16 protein-coding genes are annotated in these 15,003 nt (G+C 58.5%); 6 read left to right on the top strand and 10 right to left on the bottom strand.

Going from position 1 to position 15,003, the window contains the following annotated elements; genetic code table 11:
- Window positions 1-87 precede the first annotated feature (87 nt).
- From BJF91_RS23795 to BJF91_RS23785, 3 genes are all read right to left on the bottom strand, one after another.
- Window positions 88-1,002 carry a cytochrome c gene (locus BJF91_RS23795; RefSeq protein WP_075616963.1) on the bottom strand — a complete coding sequence of 305 codons (915 nt, stop codon included), beginning with the start codon at window positions 1,000-1,002 and terminating at the stop codon, window positions 88-90.
- Between the two features lie 63 nt (window positions 1,003-1,065).
- On the bottom strand, window positions 1,066-1,524 hold the full coding sequence (locus BJF91_RS23790) for a c-type cytochrome (protein ID WP_162843920.1): 459 nt from the start codon (window positions 1,522-1,524) through the stop codon (window positions 1,066-1,068).
- Between the two features lie 260 nt (window positions 1,525-1,784).
- Window positions 1,785-2,666 carry a metallophosphoesterase gene (locus BJF91_RS23785; protein ID WP_075616962.1) on the bottom strand — a complete coding sequence of 294 codons (882 nt, stop codon included), beginning with the start codon at window positions 2,664-2,666 and terminating at the stop codon, window positions 1,785-1,787.
- A gap of 1,063 nt (window positions 2,667-3,729) precedes the next feature.
- On the opposite strand from BJF91_RS23785, the gene BJF91_RS23775 reads away from it, so the two are divergent.
- Entirely contained in the window at window positions 3,730-4,230 is a 501-nt protein-coding gene (locus BJF91_RS23775; RefSeq protein ID WP_075616960.1) for a GNAT family N-acetyltransferase, read from the top strand.
- Window positions 4,231-4,302: 72 nt separating this feature from the next.
- On the opposite strand, the gene BJF91_RS23770 is transcribed toward BJF91_RS23775, so the two are convergent.
- On the bottom strand, window positions 4,303-4,917 hold the full coding sequence (locus BJF91_RS23770) for an FMN-dependent NADH-azoreductase (protein WP_075616959.1): 615 nt from the start codon (window positions 4,915-4,917) through the stop codon (window positions 4,303-4,305).
- Window positions 4,918-4,963: 46 nt separating this feature from the next.
- On the opposite strand from BJF91_RS23770, the gene BJF91_RS23765 reads away from it, so the two are divergent.
- Complete coding sequence (locus BJF91_RS23765) at window positions 4,964-5,425, top strand: winged helix-turn-helix transcriptional regulator (protein ID WP_139310842.1); 462 nt, start codon at window positions 4,964-4,966, stop codon at window positions 5,423-5,425.
- Between the two features lie 4 nt (window positions 5,426-5,429).
- On the opposite strand, the gene BJF91_RS23760 is transcribed toward BJF91_RS23765, so the two are convergent.
- The 3 genes from BJF91_RS23760 to BJF91_RS23750 form a co-directional block, all read right to left on the bottom strand.
- Window positions 5,430-5,903: a GNAT family N-acetyltransferase gene (locus BJF91_RS23760; protein WP_075616958.1), complete on the bottom strand. Its 474-nt coding sequence runs from the start codon at window positions 5,901-5,903 to the stop codon at window positions 5,430-5,432.
- A gap of 90 nt (window positions 5,904-5,993) precedes the next feature.
- Complete coding sequence (locus BJF91_RS23755) at window positions 5,994-6,596, bottom strand: superoxide dismutase (protein WP_075616957.1); 603 nt, start codon at window positions 6,594-6,596, stop codon at window positions 5,994-5,996.
- A gap of 171 nt (window positions 6,597-6,767) precedes the next feature.
- Window positions 6,768-7,124 carry a YkgJ family cysteine cluster protein gene (locus BJF91_RS23750; protein ID WP_075616956.1) on the bottom strand — a complete coding sequence of 119 codons (357 nt, stop codon included), beginning with the start codon at window positions 7,122-7,124 and terminating at the stop codon, window positions 6,768-6,770.
- Between the two features lie 220 nt (window positions 7,125-7,344).
- Between BJF91_RS23750 and BJF91_RS23745 the strand changes: the two genes are divergently transcribed.
- Window positions 7,345-8,340, top strand: coding sequence for a GGDEF domain-containing protein (locus tag BJF91_RS23745; protein WP_075616955.1), 996 nt, complete (start codon window positions 7,345-7,347; stop codon window positions 8,338-8,340).
- 113 nt (window positions 8,341-8,453) lie between these two features.
- Window positions 8,454-9,161 (top strand): DUF3592 domain-containing protein, encoded by a 708-nt coding sequence (locus BJF91_RS23740; protein ID WP_075616954.1) that lies wholly within the window; start codon window positions 8,454-8,456, stop codon window positions 9,159-9,161.
- Between the two features lie 35 nt (window positions 9,162-9,196).
- On the opposite strand, the gene BJF91_RS23735 is transcribed toward BJF91_RS23740, so the two are convergent.
- Window positions 9,197-10,078 (bottom strand): branched-chain amino acid aminotransferase, encoded by an 882-nt coding sequence (locus BJF91_RS23735; protein WP_075617063.1) that lies wholly within the window; start codon window positions 10,076-10,078, stop codon window positions 9,197-9,199.
- A 310-nt stretch (window positions 10,079-10,388) separates the two neighbouring features.
- Here BJF91_RS23735 and BJF91_RS23730 point away from each other — a divergent pair, with 310 nt between their 5' ends.
- Together BJF91_RS23730 and BJF91_RS23725 are read left to right on the top strand one after the other, a co-directional pair.
- Window positions 10,389-12,275 (top strand): DUF3857 domain-containing protein, encoded by a 1,887-nt coding sequence (locus tag BJF91_RS23730; RefSeq protein WP_075616953.1) that lies wholly within the window; start codon window positions 10,389-10,391, stop codon window positions 12,273-12,275.
- Window positions 12,276-12,509: 234 nt separating this feature from the next.
- A complete protein-coding gene (locus tag BJF91_RS23725; protein WP_075616952.1) occupies window positions 12,510-12,947 on the top strand; it encodes a VirK family protein in 438 nt (145 codons plus the stop codon).
- Between the two features lie 108 nt (window positions 12,948-13,055).
- Here BJF91_RS23725 and BJF91_RS23720 read toward each other — a convergent pair whose 3' ends face one another.
- Entirely contained in the window at window positions 13,056-13,706 is a 651-nt protein-coding gene (locus BJF91_RS23720; protein WP_075616951.1) for a DUF4276 family protein, read from the bottom strand.
- A complete protein-coding gene (locus BJF91_RS23715) occupies window positions 13,703-14,872 on the bottom strand; it encodes an AAA family ATPase (RefSeq protein ID WP_234801707.1) in 1,170 nt (389 codons plus the stop codon). The genes BJF91_RS23720 and BJF91_RS23715 overlap by 4 nt, the downstream gene beginning before the upstream one ends.
- Between the last annotated feature and the right edge of the window lie 131 nt (window positions 14,873-15,003).

The raw sequence follows: 15,003 nt of genomic DNA, 5'->3' as shown, positions 1-15,003 counted from the left end.
ACAGCATTCCTCCGAACGACCAAACAAACGAAAATCCGTTTGGTTCACGTCATCAGGCGGAAATTTTGGGGGCATATCCAGCGCGGTCTAGCGCGCCGGAATGGCCTTCAGATAGGCGGCAATCGCGGCGCGGTCTTCGGCCGGCAGTTCTGCCATGTTCTTCTGCACCTCGACCATCGAGCCGCCGACACTGTCGAAATCGGGGGTAAAGCCGGTTTCCAGATAGGTGGCGATCTCTTCGGCCGACCATTTGCCGATGCTGTCGGAGCCGGGGGTGATGTTGGGAATGCGGCCTTCACCTTCGGGATTGGGGCCGCCAGCCAGCCATTGATCGGTCTTCAGCCCGCCCAGCGCGTTGCGTGGTGTGTGGCATTCGCCGCAATGGCCGGGGCCTTCCACCAGATATTGACCGCGCTGCACCTGCGGATCGTCCGACGCCAGGGTCACCCGAGGCGTTTCGCTGAAGAACAGAAATTTCCAGCCCGTCAGCGCGATGCGCTGGTTGAAGGGAAAGCTCAACTCGTGCGCAGCCGCGACATTGCCGCTGGCCGGCAGGGTTTTCAGGTAGCCATAGAGATCGGCCACGTCCTGCGGCTTCATCCGCGCATAGGATGTGTAGGGAAAGGCCGGATAGAGATTTTCGCCGTTGCGGCCGATGCCGCGCGTTAGCGCGTCGCCAAACTCGGCAAGCGTCCAGTTGCCGATGCCGGCCTCCGGATCAGGGGAAATATTGGGTGCGTGGAACGTGCCGAACTGGGTTTTCAGTGCGACGCCGCCAGTCAGAACCATCCGGGCATCGCCGCTGGCGCCGGGTGCGGCATGGCAGCTGGCGCAGCCGCCGGCAAAGAAGATGCGCTTGCCATTGGCAAGGTCCGGCGCCGTGGTCTGCGCCCACAGCGTAGCGGGTTGGCGGTGCGGAGCGACCGCAAAGACATAGGCGCCAACCAGCGCCGCCCCTGCAATCACCGCTGCCACAATACCGAATTTTGCCCGTCGAGCCATGCTTTTAACCCCTTGTCGGTAAACCCGCCCGGCATCCCGGACGGGTATCGTCGTGGGATAAAATTATTTCTTCAGCCTGAACGACTGGTGGCAATCGCCGCAGAGGCCGCCAATGCTTTTCACTGCAGCGCCAACGCCGGCCTGGTCTGCGGGGAGGGTGGCGAGCTGGGTGGCGGCGGCGGTTTCAAGCGCCTTGGCCTTGGTCTTGAACGTGGCCATGTCTTCCCAGATCTTCGGGCTGGCTTCGGTGTTGAAGCCGGTCTCGGAGCCCTTCGGGAACTGTTCCGGGAAGGCCTTGGCCACCTCTTCCATCGTCGTCAGCGAGGTCTTGACCACGGCGGCGTCATAGGGCTTGTCGCCCTTTGCGATGGCGGCGAGCTGGCCCATGGCCCCGCCCATTTTCTTCATCATTCCGGCGCGCACCACCTGCGGCTCGTCGGCGGCACCGGCAGCGCTGCCGAGGCCGGCGCCAAGACAGAGGCCGATGGCCGCCACGGTCGCGAGCTTCCTCATCCCAATCATAGATCTCATGATCATTCTCCCTTTCGGCCGACCTTGCGGCGCTTCCAAAACTTGCGCCTGTCAGCGTCTGATGAACCAGACAGGGCTCTCGATTCCAGTATTGTCGTCTGTTTCTTCAGGAAAACCGTATTGCAGTTTTCCCTGACAAACTCGGGCATCATGCACCATAAGATGCTGTCGCCGCGATGAACGCATCGTGAAGCGAAGTCGAAGTTCAAATAAAGTCACAAGCGGGCAACAAGCGCAAGTCCCATTATCAGTTATCTATTTGATATAAATGTCATATCAGAAAGGCTTCTGTCCGCCTCCGACGCCAGCGGCAAAAGCCTGTTTTCCTCGCGACCAAAGCCCGTCAGCGCCAGCCGGTCGGCCTCAAGCGATAGGATCGAATAGGCGGTATCGGTCTCGCCATCGACCATGCCCTTCAAGGTAATAAAATGGGTGCCATCAAGCACGCCATAGCCGCCACGATGGTCATGGCCGTTGATATAGGCCACGGCGGCCGGGGCATCGGCAATCACCTTCGCCACGTCCTCGGCATTCCACAGCGCGTGATCGGTCATGGGATGCAGCGGATAATGGCCGAACACAAGGGCCCTTTGCCCCTCTGCCTGCGCCAGCTTCAGCCGGCTCGCCAGCCAGTCGATCTGGTCGCGGCTCATGCCAGCGTTCCAATGTTCAGCATTGGCGGCTCCGGCTGCCTTCAGCGCGCCGAGCTGACGCACCGCAACCTCCCGCGCCGGATCGCCTGCGGCGTGGGCGAAGGTCGAGACCTCACAGCCATCTGATATCACAAGCCTGATGCCGTTGATCACCAGGTCATAATAAGGTGCGGGCATGGCCAGCGCATCGCGCACGACAGATTTTTGCGCATCCGCAACGTCAAAATCGTGATTGCCGGGCAGCGCGATCAGCGGATGACGCAGGTCTTCCAGCACGCGCAGGGCCGGGGCAAAGTTCTTGAAGTCCCGATCGATCAGATCGCCCAGCAGCAGCACCGCATCGAGCGTCTCACCATTGAAGACCTCAACGGCCGCCCGCAATTTCTCGAGGCTTTTCGCGTAGTAGCGATTGGCGGCCAGATTGGGCGGCAGATCGGCATATTGCGGATCGGCGATCAGGCCGAGTCGAAGCTGGGGCATGGGTCGGATATCGCGGGCTGTTGCGGTCTCGCAGGGGATAGGGCGGTGCTGTAACAGCAGCATGACGGCCGGCGCTTGTCGAGTCTCGTCCCCAGGCATAAAAGCCAGTCAATCTGTCAGAAGGCTGTATATCACAAATCACAGGTTCCTACAGCGTCAGATCCAGCCCCTTCGCCATCTATCAAAGTAACGAAATTGAAAGATCATTCGTCGATTGATTTGGCTAAGGATAAAATCCAGGGTTGAGAAAAGCTGATCCAAGAGTGACATGATCCTCTTCGGATTCGAGCCGTTGAATTCGCTCAGCCTGCGGAGATATGCGCATAGTCGGCGAAGACATTGTCGAGCGTGGGGGAATGTTTTGTTGAAGAGATTAGTGCTGTGTTGTCGCATGCTCTTATTTGGCTTACCTGCGGTCGTTCTACTTCCTGGCGATTGGAACGACTCTTTGGAGAAATTGAGTACATGCACGTTCGAGAGTGCCGTCGGCTTGCGCCCATGTCCCGGAATATTTGACCGAAAGTCGGCGACAAGCATCTCAACTCAAGGAACTCTTAAGGAGTGCCTAAAAAGGGGTGTAGACAGAAGAAAAGAAGATTTAGAGACGGTCAAGCAAAGATGTTTATCTCTCGCGCCTTGAAGGCGGTCGAAATGCGCTTTTTCGCAGCTACATTCTTACTGATTATTCCTTTTACTTTATCAAATTGTACCGAGACCCCTCCTACGAGAGGTTGGCACAACGGAAAAGAGTATGTGCGGGATGCAGACGGGGTCTATGTGCAACAAAAACATAGTTTCCCGCATTCTGACCTTTTTACCTCGGAGGCTCGGTCGGGAAAAGCATATGGCGAAGATGTGGAATTTGCATGTTCAGAATTTCGCGAGGTTTCACGATCTTGTAGAAGCTACTCAGCCCCACTCGAAGATAAAAATGATCGAGATGAAATTTTTCAAACATGCCTTAGTAGTAAAGTAGATGTAGAGACAATTAAGATTTGTAAATCAAAATTATAGTTATCCTTCTCAAAGTGTTAAAGCCAGACCTCTCGACCTGGAAGCCATTATGTCATCAATTACGCTTTTGCCCGTCCGCCGTGCCGACGGCCCCGACCTCGTGGCCGCCAATCTGGCAAGCCGCGACCACCATGCGCCCTGGGTCTCGCCCTTCATCGATCTCGACGGTTTCGACGCCTACTTTGCCCAGACGGTGACGGGTGCAACAGTCGGGCTGGTGGCCCGCGAGGCGGAGAGCGGCGGCGTGGTCGGCGTGTTCACCATCAGCCAGATCGCGCTCGGCAACTTCAAAAGCGCCTATCTCGGCTATTACGGAATGGCTGCCTTTGCCGGGCGCGGGCTGATGCGGGACGCGCTGGAGGCGGTCACGGTCTATGCCTTCAACGAGATCGGCCTCAACCGCATCGAGGCCAATATCCAGCCGGGCAACCGACGGTCTATCGCGCTGGTCGAGCGCTGCGGCTTCGAAAAGGAAGGCTTTTCCCGCCGCTACCTGAAGATCGGCGGTGAATGGCGGGATCATGAGCGCTGGGCAAAGCTGGCGCCGTAAAGCTTCATCATAACGAAAAAAGCGCAGCGGGATGCCGCTGCGCTTCATGTCATTCAACCCGTCGTGAGTTGATCAGGCGGCCTTCAGAGCCGAAATCGAGTCCTTGGCGCCCTTGACGGCGGCCGCTTTGGCTTCGTCGCCCATGGCGACACCTTCGGCAATGACGAAGGTGATGTCGGTGACGCCGAGGAAGCTGAACAGGCCCGTCAGATAGGTTTCAGCATGTTCAAGAGCTGCGGCCGGGCCGGAGCTGTAAACGCCGCCGCGTGCGAGCGCGACGATGACGCGCTTGCCGCCGCACAGGCCTTCCGGACCGTTGGCGCCGTACTTGAAGGTCTTGCCGGCAACGCAGATGCGGTCAACCCAGGCCTTGAGCTGGCTCGGAATGCTGAAATTGTAGAGGCCGGCGCCGATGACGACGATGTCGGAAGCCAGGAACTGTTCGATCACTTCGCCGCCCAGCGCCAGATCGGCCTTGGTGGCTTCGTCGTTGCTGGCATCGTAATTGCCCATGGCAGCAGCCAGCGTCAGGCCGGACAGGTGCGGGATCGGGTTTGCGGCGAGGTCGCGGTAGCTAACCTCTACGCCCGAGGTGTCGCCGGTCAGCTTGGCAACGACCGAAGCCGACAGATCACGGCTGACAGAATAGGGACCGAGCACGCTGGAATCGAGATGCAGAAGTTTCATGGTCATCGACCTTTCCTTGTGGTATAAATTCGATACCGAGACACTTATGGTAACTGGAATCTCGGCGCAAGGAGGCACACTGTTGGAACTCGGGCACATCGATGTAACCGCATCAGAACCCACATCGGCCCCCGATGTGGCGATTTCGGGCGGACATAAGCGTAGCAGCTGCGAAGCCGTCAACAGCGTGCTCGCCCGCGTCGGCGACAAGTGGAGCGTGCTGATCGTGATGACGCTGGCCCACGGCCCGCAGCGCTTCAACGAGCTGAAGCGCCAGGTGGGCACCATTTCCCAGCGCATGCTCACGCTGACCCTGCGTGGCCTGGAGCGCGACGGGCTGGTCAAGCGCACCGTCTTTCCGACGATTCCGCCAAGAGTGGACTACGAGTTGACCGATCTCGGCCATTCGCTGCGCCAGCCCATCGAGGCGCTCGGCAACTGGGCCTTTGACAATTATGCCTCCATTGCTTCCGCGCGCGACACCTTTGACAAGACGGCCAGAAAATAGGCGATCACGAACCACCGATCTGCTTTGCCATGTTGAAGCCCGTAACGCGAAAGCCGCTGGTCTCGTAGACGTGACGGGCGCTGTCGTTATCTGCTGCGACCCGGAGCCTGATCTCTCGATATCCTGCTGTCGCAAGCTGGGCCTGCAGGGCCGTAAGCGCTTGTTTGCCTTGGCCTTTGCCGCGATGGGCAGGAAAGATATAAAAATCCAGAATGAAAACCTGTTGTGCCGCCTCATCCGGCCGATACCAGAGATAGCCTATCGACTGATTTAGCGTGGTGTCCACGATGCAGCGCAGCGTCTGGCCGGGCGTTTGCGGTCCATGCGGCAGCATGTCAGAGATCTCGTGCTTTGCCCTTTCAACCGCATCCGGCTCGCTGCAACCGAAGTTCGACACGATTTCGGCGGCGTAGTCCGGAACGAAATAATTCAGATAGCGGCGATAGTCGTCCTCGGACATGGCTGCGAAATCAATCATCTGTCTAAGGCTCCGATCACATCATCCATTAAAACGAAAAAGCCCGGCGCGCGATGCGGCCGGGCTTCGATCTGACGATAAATCGTCGATTTACTTGGTTGCGGCTTCGTACATTTCAGCCACATAATCCCAGTTGATCAGGCTGTCGACGAAGGCTTCCAGGTATTTCGGGCGCGCATTGCGGTAGTCGATATAGTAGGAATGTTCCCATACATCGACGCCGAGGATCGGCGAAGCGCCATGAACCAGCGGGTTTTCGCCGTTCGGGGTCTTGGAGATCTCGAGCTTGCCGTCCTTGACGGAGAGCCAGGCCCAGCCGGAGCCGAACTGGGTGGTGCCAGCGGCGACGAAATCAGCCTTGAACTTGTCGTAACCGCCGAGGTCGGAAGCGATTGCGGCTTCGAGCTTGCCGGGCAGCTTCTTACCGCCACCGTCCTTCTTCATCCAGTTCCAGAAGTGGATGTGGTTGTAGTGCTGGCCGGCATTGTTGAACAGGCCGGCATTCTTGCCGTAGGACTGCTTGACGACTTCTTCCAGCGACAGCCCTTCCAGGCCCGAATCCTTCAGCAGATTGTTGCCGTTGGTGACGTAGGCCTGGTGATGCTTGTCGTGGTGGAATTCCAGCGTTTCGGCTGACATGAACGGGCCGAGCGCATCGTAGGCATAGGGAAGGGCGGGAAGTTCGAAAGCCATGATAAAATCTCCTCTTGGCATCGAGTATGGAAATCGTAGGATACCGGACCATAGGAGTGCGGCGGACAAGAGGCAACCTGCCGAATGGCAAATTCACGCGCTCTTGTGAAGTTTCCTTCTCCGGTTAATCCCTTGGACGGTATAATGTTCCAGCCATAGAGCAACCCTGTGTCAGCCGTAATACACGTCCGGATCCGGCAGATCCTCCACCGCAAAACCGAGCGCCTTGCGGGCCATGTGACATTCGGGATCGCCGGGCATGCAGTCGCGACAGACCTGCGGGCGCACGGCGTAAACCGCACAGCCGACATGTTTGCCAAGCGTTCCCGTCAGCGCCGCGCAGCGCCCTTTGCCTGAAGCATCGACGTCGAATTTCATGCCGCTCAAGTCGGCGGCTACGAATTGTTCGGGGATAGCCGCCAGCTGCTCGTCGCTTTCCAGTGAAAAGCGCGGCCAGTCCGCCTGATAGGCGCAACAGGCACCGCAGCTCTGGCAGTCGAAGATCTCGGGGGGCGAGGTTTCCAGCATCTGTTCTCCTGCGGCATCGGCCGTTTCGCGCCTTGCGCGGGACGCAGACCATGATCATTAGCCTATCCGGGCGGCAAGGGGAATTCCCAAGAGTTCGTCGAGAGCTTGAGCCCATAACTGCGGGCCGCAGCAGATCGGTGACTCGCAACAATATGCGTGAAAAAAACAACCAAAGGTTAGCAACTGTGATGTAAATTTAAGGCGTAAACGAGGGAAAGCGATGGACGAGAAGACCGCTTCGCAACGCATCGAGATTGGGCATAACGAGGCGATGGCGTTGGCGATGGAAAACATGGGCGTGGCGGTCGGGCTGCTGCGTCTGGATGGTACGCCGCTGTTTTTGAACCGACCGTTCCTTGCCTTGCACGGACCTGCCGCACAATGGTCCGCGGCCCTCGGCTTTGACGATCTCATCCGGCTCGATATCCTTTCCACCTGGAACACCGATCCCGTCGAACATTTCCGCACATTGGTCGAACGCTTGCGTCAGAACGGTGGCGTCTGCCGGTTCCAGCTGGACATCAACGATCACATCATCGCAGTCGAAGACCGATTGATCGAGGATCGGATGATCCTGTCCGTGCAGCAGGATATCACCGAGCAGATCGCTGCCGCGCGAAAGCTGGCCTATCTCGCCACCCACGATAATCTGACCGGGCTTGCCAACCGTGCCAGCGCCGAAATCCAGCTTGACCAGCTAATTTCGGCGAAGGCTTCGGCAAAGACGCAAGAGGGTGCTGGGCAGGACGGTGGCGCCGCCGAGCGTAGTGGACCTGCTTTGACACGGACAGGCGAAGGTCGTTTTGCCTTGCTGATCGGCGATCTCGACCTGTTCAAGGAGATCAACGATACGCATGGCCATGCTGCTGGCGATGCGGTGCTGCGAGAACTGGCTGGTCGCTTTCGTGCCGTCCTGGGCGACAATGGCTTCGCCGCACGGCTTGGCGGCGACGAATTCCTGTTCGTCTGCAACGACGACGAGGCGCCGGGCTTAAGCGCAGAGCGGCTTGCCCAGCGTCTGATCGCCTGCACCGAAAGGCCTGTTCTCTTCGAGGGAAAACGGCTTTTTGTCGGGCTCAGCCTCGGCTATAGCCTGTTTCCGGACCATGGCACGCAGACCGCGCAGCTCACCCGCGCTGCCGATATCGCGCTTTACCGCGCCAAAAGCCTGGGCCGTGGCATGCTTGTTCCCTTCGCGAGAACCCAGGCCGCCTGACCGGGATCAGTTGATTGATTCGCTGAAATTTCATGGCTAAACAACTGGCTTGGCTTGAGAAGCGCCCTATCTCCGCTGAGATAGTCTGCGTCATTTCCAGGAGAGTTTTCAGCATGGGCAAGATCATGACATGGATTGGCTATGTCTTCACATTGATTGGCCTTGCCTTTCTCGTCACCGGCGGCTGGCTGTTTTACAGCGACCACCAGTTTGCCGCCCGCGCTATCCATGCGCCAGGCGTCGTGACCGATCTCGCCCGCAAGCGTGGTCACGATGATGATGGCACCACCTTCACCGCCATCGTGCAATTTACCGATGCCAATGGCCAAAGCCAGGAAATGGCGGATTCGATCAGCGCCAACCCGCCGCGCTTTTCCAAGGGCGACAAGGTTGACGTGCTCTATGATCCGCAAGCGCCGTCCTCGGCTGTCATCAACGATGGTTGGGGCCGCTATTTCCTGCCAGGCCTGTTTTCAGGTCTTGGTTTCGTGTTCGCGATCATCGGCGGCACGTTCCTGGTCATCATCATCACCAGGAACCGGAAGCGCATCTGGCTGCAACGCTTTGGCCGGCCAGTCGATGCGGATTTCCTGCATGTCTATCTCGATCGTAGCGTAGAGATCAACGGCGCGCACCCCTTCAGAGTGGTCGCCCAAGGCCCCGACCCGCAGACCGGCCAGCTGCAGCGCTACCAGAGCGAGCCAATCTGGGTCGACCCGACGGCCCAGCTCGAGGGCCGCAAGCTGAAGGTTCTGGTCGATCCGCAAAAGCCAGCGCGGCATTTCGTCGATCTGTCGCCCGTGCTGGGCAAGCAGACCTGACAGCCGGATCGTGGCTGCGAGTACTGGATGATCTGTTACAGATCGCCGCTCGAGCGAGCCCAGTCCATGTAAAGGTCGAGTGCCTTGCGGGCGACCGGACCTTCCTGATAGTCGCGGCCATCAAGCCTTGAGACGGGGGCGATCTTCGAATAATTGCCGCTGGTGAAGACCTCGTCGGCGGCCAGAAAATCTGCGACGCTCAGGGTGACTTCCTGCACTTCGAAGCCTGCCTGCCGCAGCAGGTTGATCACCCGGGAGCGGGTGATGCCGGCAAGGAAGGTGCGGTTGGGGATCGGTGTTAAGACCACGCCGTCCTTGACCATGAACACGTTCGACGATGCGGTTTCGGCGACATTGCCGTTCATGTCGAGCGCTAGCGCATTGTCGAAGCCGCGGGCGCGGGCCTCGAGAATCATCCGGCCGGAATTGGGATAAAGGCTGCCGGCCTTGGCATCGGTCATCGCGCATTCCGGCGTCGGGCGCCGATAGGGCGAGACCGTCAGGCTATGCGGCTTGGCCGTATTCATCGCCGCCTCGAACAGGCAGAGCGCAAACCGGGTCGAGTCCGCATCCGGGGCCACGACCGAGCCGGGCGCACCATGTTCGGCCCAGTACATCGGCTTGATATAGATGGCGGTCTTGCCGTCGAATTTGGTGATGCCCTCGCGCGCCAGACTTTCGATCTCCTCGGCGCTCATGGTCGGCTTCAGATGCATGGCGGTTGCCGAGCGGTTGATGCGCTGGCAATGCAGGTCGAGATCGGGCGCAATGCCGTCAAACCAGCGGGCACCATCGAACACCGTCGAGCCCAGCCACATCGCATGCGAGGTCGGCCCGATCAGCGGCGGATTACCTTCGTGCCAAGTGCCATCGACATAAGTCCAGGTGGGGGTGCGCGGTGTGGTGTCGACGGCCATGATCAGTCTCCGAAATGCGTGTTGCGCGCAAACAGACAAGCTCGCCTCCGCAACGTCAAGGAGAAAATTATGCAGCAGGACCGAAAGCCTATTCTGCTGGCCAGCTGCGGCAAATTTGTCCATTTCGTCCACTGAATCAGCAGCTTGGCGAATGGATCGATCAGCGGAATTGATGGGGAAGAGGCAGAGGAGGCAGGTTGCGCCGACAGTCTGTCAACCACGTCCATAACGAAATTTTCATTCAAACGGTGGTTGGTTGAATACGATGCGGGGCGGCAGGATCATGCCATAAAGTTAACGGGGGTACTTGATGAGTCTTCTGCCATGGCGTGCCAAATGGTTGGCACTGATGCTGGTGCTTGTGTCCGTCGCCGGGTCCGGCCAGGCCTTTGCCGATGACGAGGAGGATGAGGACGCCTATCGTGCTCGTCATGAGCACATCATTCATGCTGATCTGACCTATGATGAAGTCTACACGGTAGACCGCAAGCCACTGAACGCTGGACATACTCTTGGCGATACCAGCAGCTACGAGGAGTTCTCCCCCGATACCGAAAGCCTTGAGGTGACAGAGGCCTGGGTGACCGATGCTGACGGCACCCGCCATGAGGTACGGCCGCAGGACATTTTTACCCGCTCGGCACCGCAGGCAGCCAACGAACCGGGCTTCAATTCCAAACAGCGGATCACGGTCGTCTTCCCGCGGGTGGGGCCGGGAGCCGAGACACATCTGCAGTGGACGTTCCGTCACAAACAACCGGAAATGTTCGGCATCAACCTGTTCGAAGGCCCGGGGCGTGACAGAGTGGATGATCTCGTCGTCACTATCACCCTGCCGCCATCGCTGCCGCTCAAATGGCATGCCGATCCCGGCATCATCACCACCGACACCGTCAAGGACGGTTCGCGCGAGATCACCGCCCATTTCAAAGACATTCCGACGATGAATATCGGCTATAACACTGTTGCCAATAGCGAGTTTCGGCCGCGCTTTATGGCTACAACGTTGCAAAGCCTCACTGATTACGGCAACCGGATCTTCGCTGCTTCAGAGACCACACCAACGCCGCAGGATGCGGCAAGGGTCAAGGCGCTAGCCGACAGCATTGCCGGCGATAAGAAAGGCCTTGATGCTGCGGCGGCGATCCATGACTGGATCCAGCAAAACGTCGCCTATGCCGCCGTTTACCTCAATCCCAATGACGGCTGGGTCGAGCATCCTGTCGGCAAGATCATCGACAACGGCTATGGTGATTGCAAGGACCAGGTGGCGCTGATGCGAGCGCTGCTGGCCGCCAGGGGCATCCGCGCCGAGCGCGTCGTGGTCAACTGGGGCGATCGATTTACGCCCGCAGTGTTGCCGATTGCCTGGCAATTCAACCACGTCATCATCTACCTGCCGGATTTCGCGGTGTTCGACAATCCGACCGACCAGACGGCGCCCTTCGCAGCGATCGACGAGGGTCTGAGCGGCAAGCAGGCCGTTCTGATCGCCAAGAACAGTCGGACGGTACGGTTGCCGCCCGCGACGCCGGCAACTTTCTGGGATCGCAACGAGTCCACTCTCACCCTGTCGCCGGATGGGTCGATCGCGGGCGAGGCGGAGGTTTCGGCCTCGCCGGCAAATGCCGAAGACTACGAGAACTCCATCAAAAAGCAGGGCAAGGATAATTTCCTCCACCGGTTTCTGGCCAACAACAATCAGGAGGGCGACGGCAGCTTGAGCCTGCATGATCCGGAAACCTGGCGCGACCCGCTGACGCTCAAGGCGCGCTGGACGGCGCAGAACTATGTCGATCTCTCCGAGCAGGATATTTTCCTGCCGCTCGAAAGCGGCTTCGACCCGAACCGCCTGACCGCGCTGGCCCACCGCATCCGCAACGACGTCCATGTCGCCCCGATGCTGTTCAATGCGTTCTCCAATCAATGGCATTTCACCTGGACTTTGCCGCAGGGGATCACCGTCAAGCACCTGCCAGCCCCGGTCCATATCGCCAACAAGGCCGGCCGCTTCGACAGCGAAGTGACCTCCACGACGACGGAGAAGGGCCAGCAGATAACGCTCACGCGCAGCTTCATCAGCAATCGGACGGTCTATTCGCCCGCCGAATATCCCGACCTGCGCGAACTTCTGACCGCCGCCGTCAAATCCGGCCATGCGCACGCGATTTTGACGCGGGGCGGGCAGGGGGAATAGCGACGATTTCGTCGCCTACATAGTCTGGCTCTCTGTTTTAACGCGTTTCCAGACGCGAAACCGCTTCCGCACGATGCCGGAAGCGCTCCCGTCGCCGTTTTGCGGCGGCAGGAAAAAGCCCGGTGTCGGCAGTTGATTTAGCATCGTATTTCCCGCCCACGTTCGTTGATTGCGACCGGCCTGGCGATCACTATTGGGTGGGCTGGTTTTCATGTTATTTCAGGTGGATACGATATGCACTATTCCATTGCGCCAGCCATTGGGCTGGGTTTGTTTCTAATGCCGCTCGCCAGTCACGCCGCCACGGCGCTGCCAAACGCTGGCGCGGTTCAGACGGCCCTGACATCGGGCGAAACCGTCAATGTCGTGCTCGACTTGACCAAATGCACCTCGGCCGACGATCAGAAAAAGCCGGGAACGATGAAAGGCGGCCTCCGTATCTCGGCCTTCCTTATTCGTCCCGACAATTCAATCAGCTTTTCGGACGAGCATTTCACCATCACGACGATGGATAAAAAGCCGATCTATCAGTTCCTGCGCTATTCGCTGAAGCCCGACGATACGGTCAGTTTCACCATGACCACGCTGTCGATGCCCGAGATGACGCAGAAGGGCGAGGTGATCGCCTATAATTGCAAACTCGGCGACGGCATGAGCTTCTTCAAGCCTTGAGGGCTGGCCTGTCAAAAGCCGGGGCGTGAATGCTCGGTAAAGAAAAGGCGGCAATTGCTGCCGCCTTTCACCGTGAATGCTTTGACCGATTGGCACGAGCGTAGGTTGCTACGCCAGCCCTTCCAGCTTATCGAGCCAGCTAGAAAAATGCGGGCATTTTTGCCGGATGGTGGGAAGGCCGATATCGCTGGCGATGACCGGGCCGTGAAAGGTCTTCTGATACCCAGGCACCGCCGCAAGGATGCGCTTGGACGGGGCTGTCGACGGGCTATCATTAATCTCTTCAGGTGGGGTCGATGCGCTGAGATCTCGCAGAGGCTTGAGCACGGTGTCGTCATCCGTCCACGTTGCAAAGGGTGCGATATCGCTGAACAGAAGCGCCTCGAATTCATGGACGATGAGATTGGCCACAAAACGTGGACGGCCGATATCGGCAGAAAGCCTGTTCTCCAGATAGTCGGCTTTGTCCGCGCCATTGGAAAACTGTTTGTAGGCGGGGTCGGTCTTTCCTGGGAAATCGGCGGGCAGGGCGTAAAGGTCGAACATGGTAGTGACCCAGGCGGCGGCATCCTGCTTGCAAAGCCTGTCGATCTGCGGTTTCACCTTCCCATAGCGAGTGACACCGCCCTTGTGTCCGGGGCTAGTCGTGACGACGATGGGCGTTAAATAGCGCCCCGATTGTCGATAGTGCGGCGCCAAGATCTCGCTGACGAATGTCTCCTCCGTCTGCCCTTCGACAAGCACATAAATGCGGGTCATCGACCGGGTCTCCCGCCGAGCAGGTTCTTCTTCCAGAGTTCCCCGAGGCTGTAATCTTCGAGCCAAGTTTCGAGTTCGGCCGGATGAGGCCGTTTGAAGGTCGATGCTCCGTCGCGCTTGTCAACGACGATAAGGTCTTCCGCGTCGAAACAATCGACCAGTTCGACCGATTGTGTGGAGACAATCAACTGGTGCGTCTCCGACAAGGATTTCATCAGCCCGGCCAGGACATTAATGGCATAGGGATGCAGGCCAAGTTCCGGCTCGTGGATAAGGATGGTCGCCGGCATGAACTCGTCCGGCTGCAAAAGCAGCGTTGCGAGGCAGATGAAACGCAGCGTGCCGTCCGACAAGGCGCTGGCGAGAAACGGCTCGTCCCGGCCTGCTTCGGCCCATTCCAGCTGGATTTTGTCAGGATTGGCGACTGTCGGGCGAAGATAGAAGTCGCCGAAGAAGGGCGCGACCAGCCGGATGGTCTTGACGATCCGTAGGTAGTGCTCGCGATGGTGATCGCGGATGCGCAGCAGGAAGGCTGCGAGATTGCGTGCGTCTTCGCGCAGGAATGCGTTGTCGTTGAGGTTTTGAATTTGTTTGACGTGCGCGGTGGCGCTAGTGTCGTGGAAATGAAAGATGCGCCATTTCCGCATTAAACTGGCGGTGTCCTCAGGCGAAATTTGGAAAATTGGATGCGTTTCTAACGCGCTTTCATATGAGCCATTGCACTCTATCGCGAAGGGAATACTCGGCCAATTCACCTTCTCCATTTCGATAAAGAGGCGATTGTCCATGGTCGGAACGATTTTCAAATAATATTCGTCTTTGCCGATTTCCACTTTCAAGGAAAGCGCTTCCGTCGCCTTCCGTCCAAAATGTAATATTGCATCCGGCCCGCCCGCCTGACCGACCGTGATCTGCAGTTGCCGGTCCAAAATCCTCCGCAGAAACCCAAAGAACCCGATGAAATTGGATTTCCCCGCGCCATTGGCGCCGATCAGGATATTGATGCGGCCAAGCTCCATGTCGCAGCGCGCGATGGATTTGTAGCCCTCCACGGTGAGCCGCGAAATCTGGCCGGGCTGGTTGACCTTTTTGATCATGAACGGGCGGTTCTCGTGGTTGGAGGTGGATTTAATATCTTGTTTTAGCGGAGTGTCGGGGGCGATCAAGCGGGCTGGAGGCTTCGGTTCAGCGTCTTGCCCCTCACTCCGCCTCCGCTGCGCTCGGCACCTCTCTCCCCACAAGGGGGAGAGAGACAAACGCTGGCGCTTCAGCTTACTAACGTAAGTGACGGCGTATA

It is taken from the genome of Gillisella taibaishanensis, assembly GCF_001938985.1.
In the GTDB taxonomy this organism is placed as follows: domain Bacteria; phylum Pseudomonadota; class Alphaproteobacteria; order Rhizobiales; family Rhizobiaceae; genus Allorhizobium; species Allorhizobium taibaishanense.
Note: the sequence above shows the minus strand (reverse complement) of the source record. Positions and strands in the feature narration are given on the sequence as shown.

Excerpts from the sequence above, each read along its gene's own strand:
- BJF91_RS23795 (WP_075616963.1), bottom strand. The coding sequence starts at position 1,002 with ATGGCTCGACGGGCAAAATTCGGTATTGTGGCAGCGGTGATTGCAGGG.
- BJF91_RS23725 (WP_075616952.1), top strand. The coding sequence starts at position 12,510 with ATGCACTATTCCATTGCGCCAGCCATTGGGCTGGGTTTGTTTCTAATG.
- BJF91_RS23745 (WP_075616955.1), top strand. The coding sequence starts at position 7,345 with ATGGACGAGAAGACCGCTTCGCAACGCATCGAGATTGGGCATAACGAG.
- BJF91_RS23790 (WP_162843920.1), bottom strand. The coding sequence starts at position 1,524 with ATGATTGGGATGAGGAAGCTCGCGACCGTGGCGGCCATCGGCCTCTGT.
- BJF91_RS23755 (WP_075616957.1), bottom strand. The coding sequence starts at position 6,596 with ATGGCTTTCGAACTTCCCGCCCTTCCCTATGCCTACGATGCGCTCGGC.
- BJF91_RS23735 (WP_075617063.1), bottom strand. The coding sequence starts at position 10,078 with ATGGCCGTCGACACCACACCGCGCACCCCCACCTGGACTTATGTCGAT.
- BJF91_RS23765 (WP_139310842.1), top strand. The coding sequence starts at position 4,964 with ATGGTAACTGGAATCTCGGCGCAAGGAGGCACACTGTTGGAACTCGGG.
- BJF91_RS23785 (WP_075616962.1), bottom strand. The coding sequence starts at position 2,666 with ATGCCCCAGCTTCGACTCGGCCTGATCGCCGATCCGCAATATGCCGAT.
- BJF91_RS23740 (WP_075616954.1), top strand. The coding sequence starts at position 8,454 with ATGGGCAAGATCATGACATGGATTGGCTATGTCTTCACATTGATTGGC.
- BJF91_RS23720 (WP_075616951.1), bottom strand. The coding sequence starts at position 13,706 with ATGACCCGCATTTATGTGCTTGTCGAAGGGCAGACGGAGGAGACATTC.
- BJF91_RS23730 (WP_075616953.1), top strand. The coding sequence starts at position 10,389 with ATGAGTCTTCTGCCATGGCGTGCCAAATGGTTGGCACTGATGCTGGTG.
- BJF91_RS23760 (WP_075616958.1), bottom strand. The coding sequence starts at position 5,903 with ATGATTGATTTCGCAGCCATGTCCGAGGACGACTATCGCCGCTATCTG.
- BJF91_RS23770 (WP_075616959.1), bottom strand. The coding sequence starts at position 4,917 with ATGAAACTTCTGCATCTCGATTCCAGCGTGCTCGGTCCCTATTCTGTC.
- BJF91_RS23775 (WP_075616960.1), top strand. The coding sequence starts at position 3,730 with ATGTCATCAATTACGCTTTTGCCCGTCCGCCGTGCCGACGGCCCCGAC.
- BJF91_RS23750 (WP_075616956.1), bottom strand. The coding sequence starts at position 7,124 with ATGCTGGAAACCTCGCCCCCCGAGATCTTCGACTGCCAGAGCTGCGGT.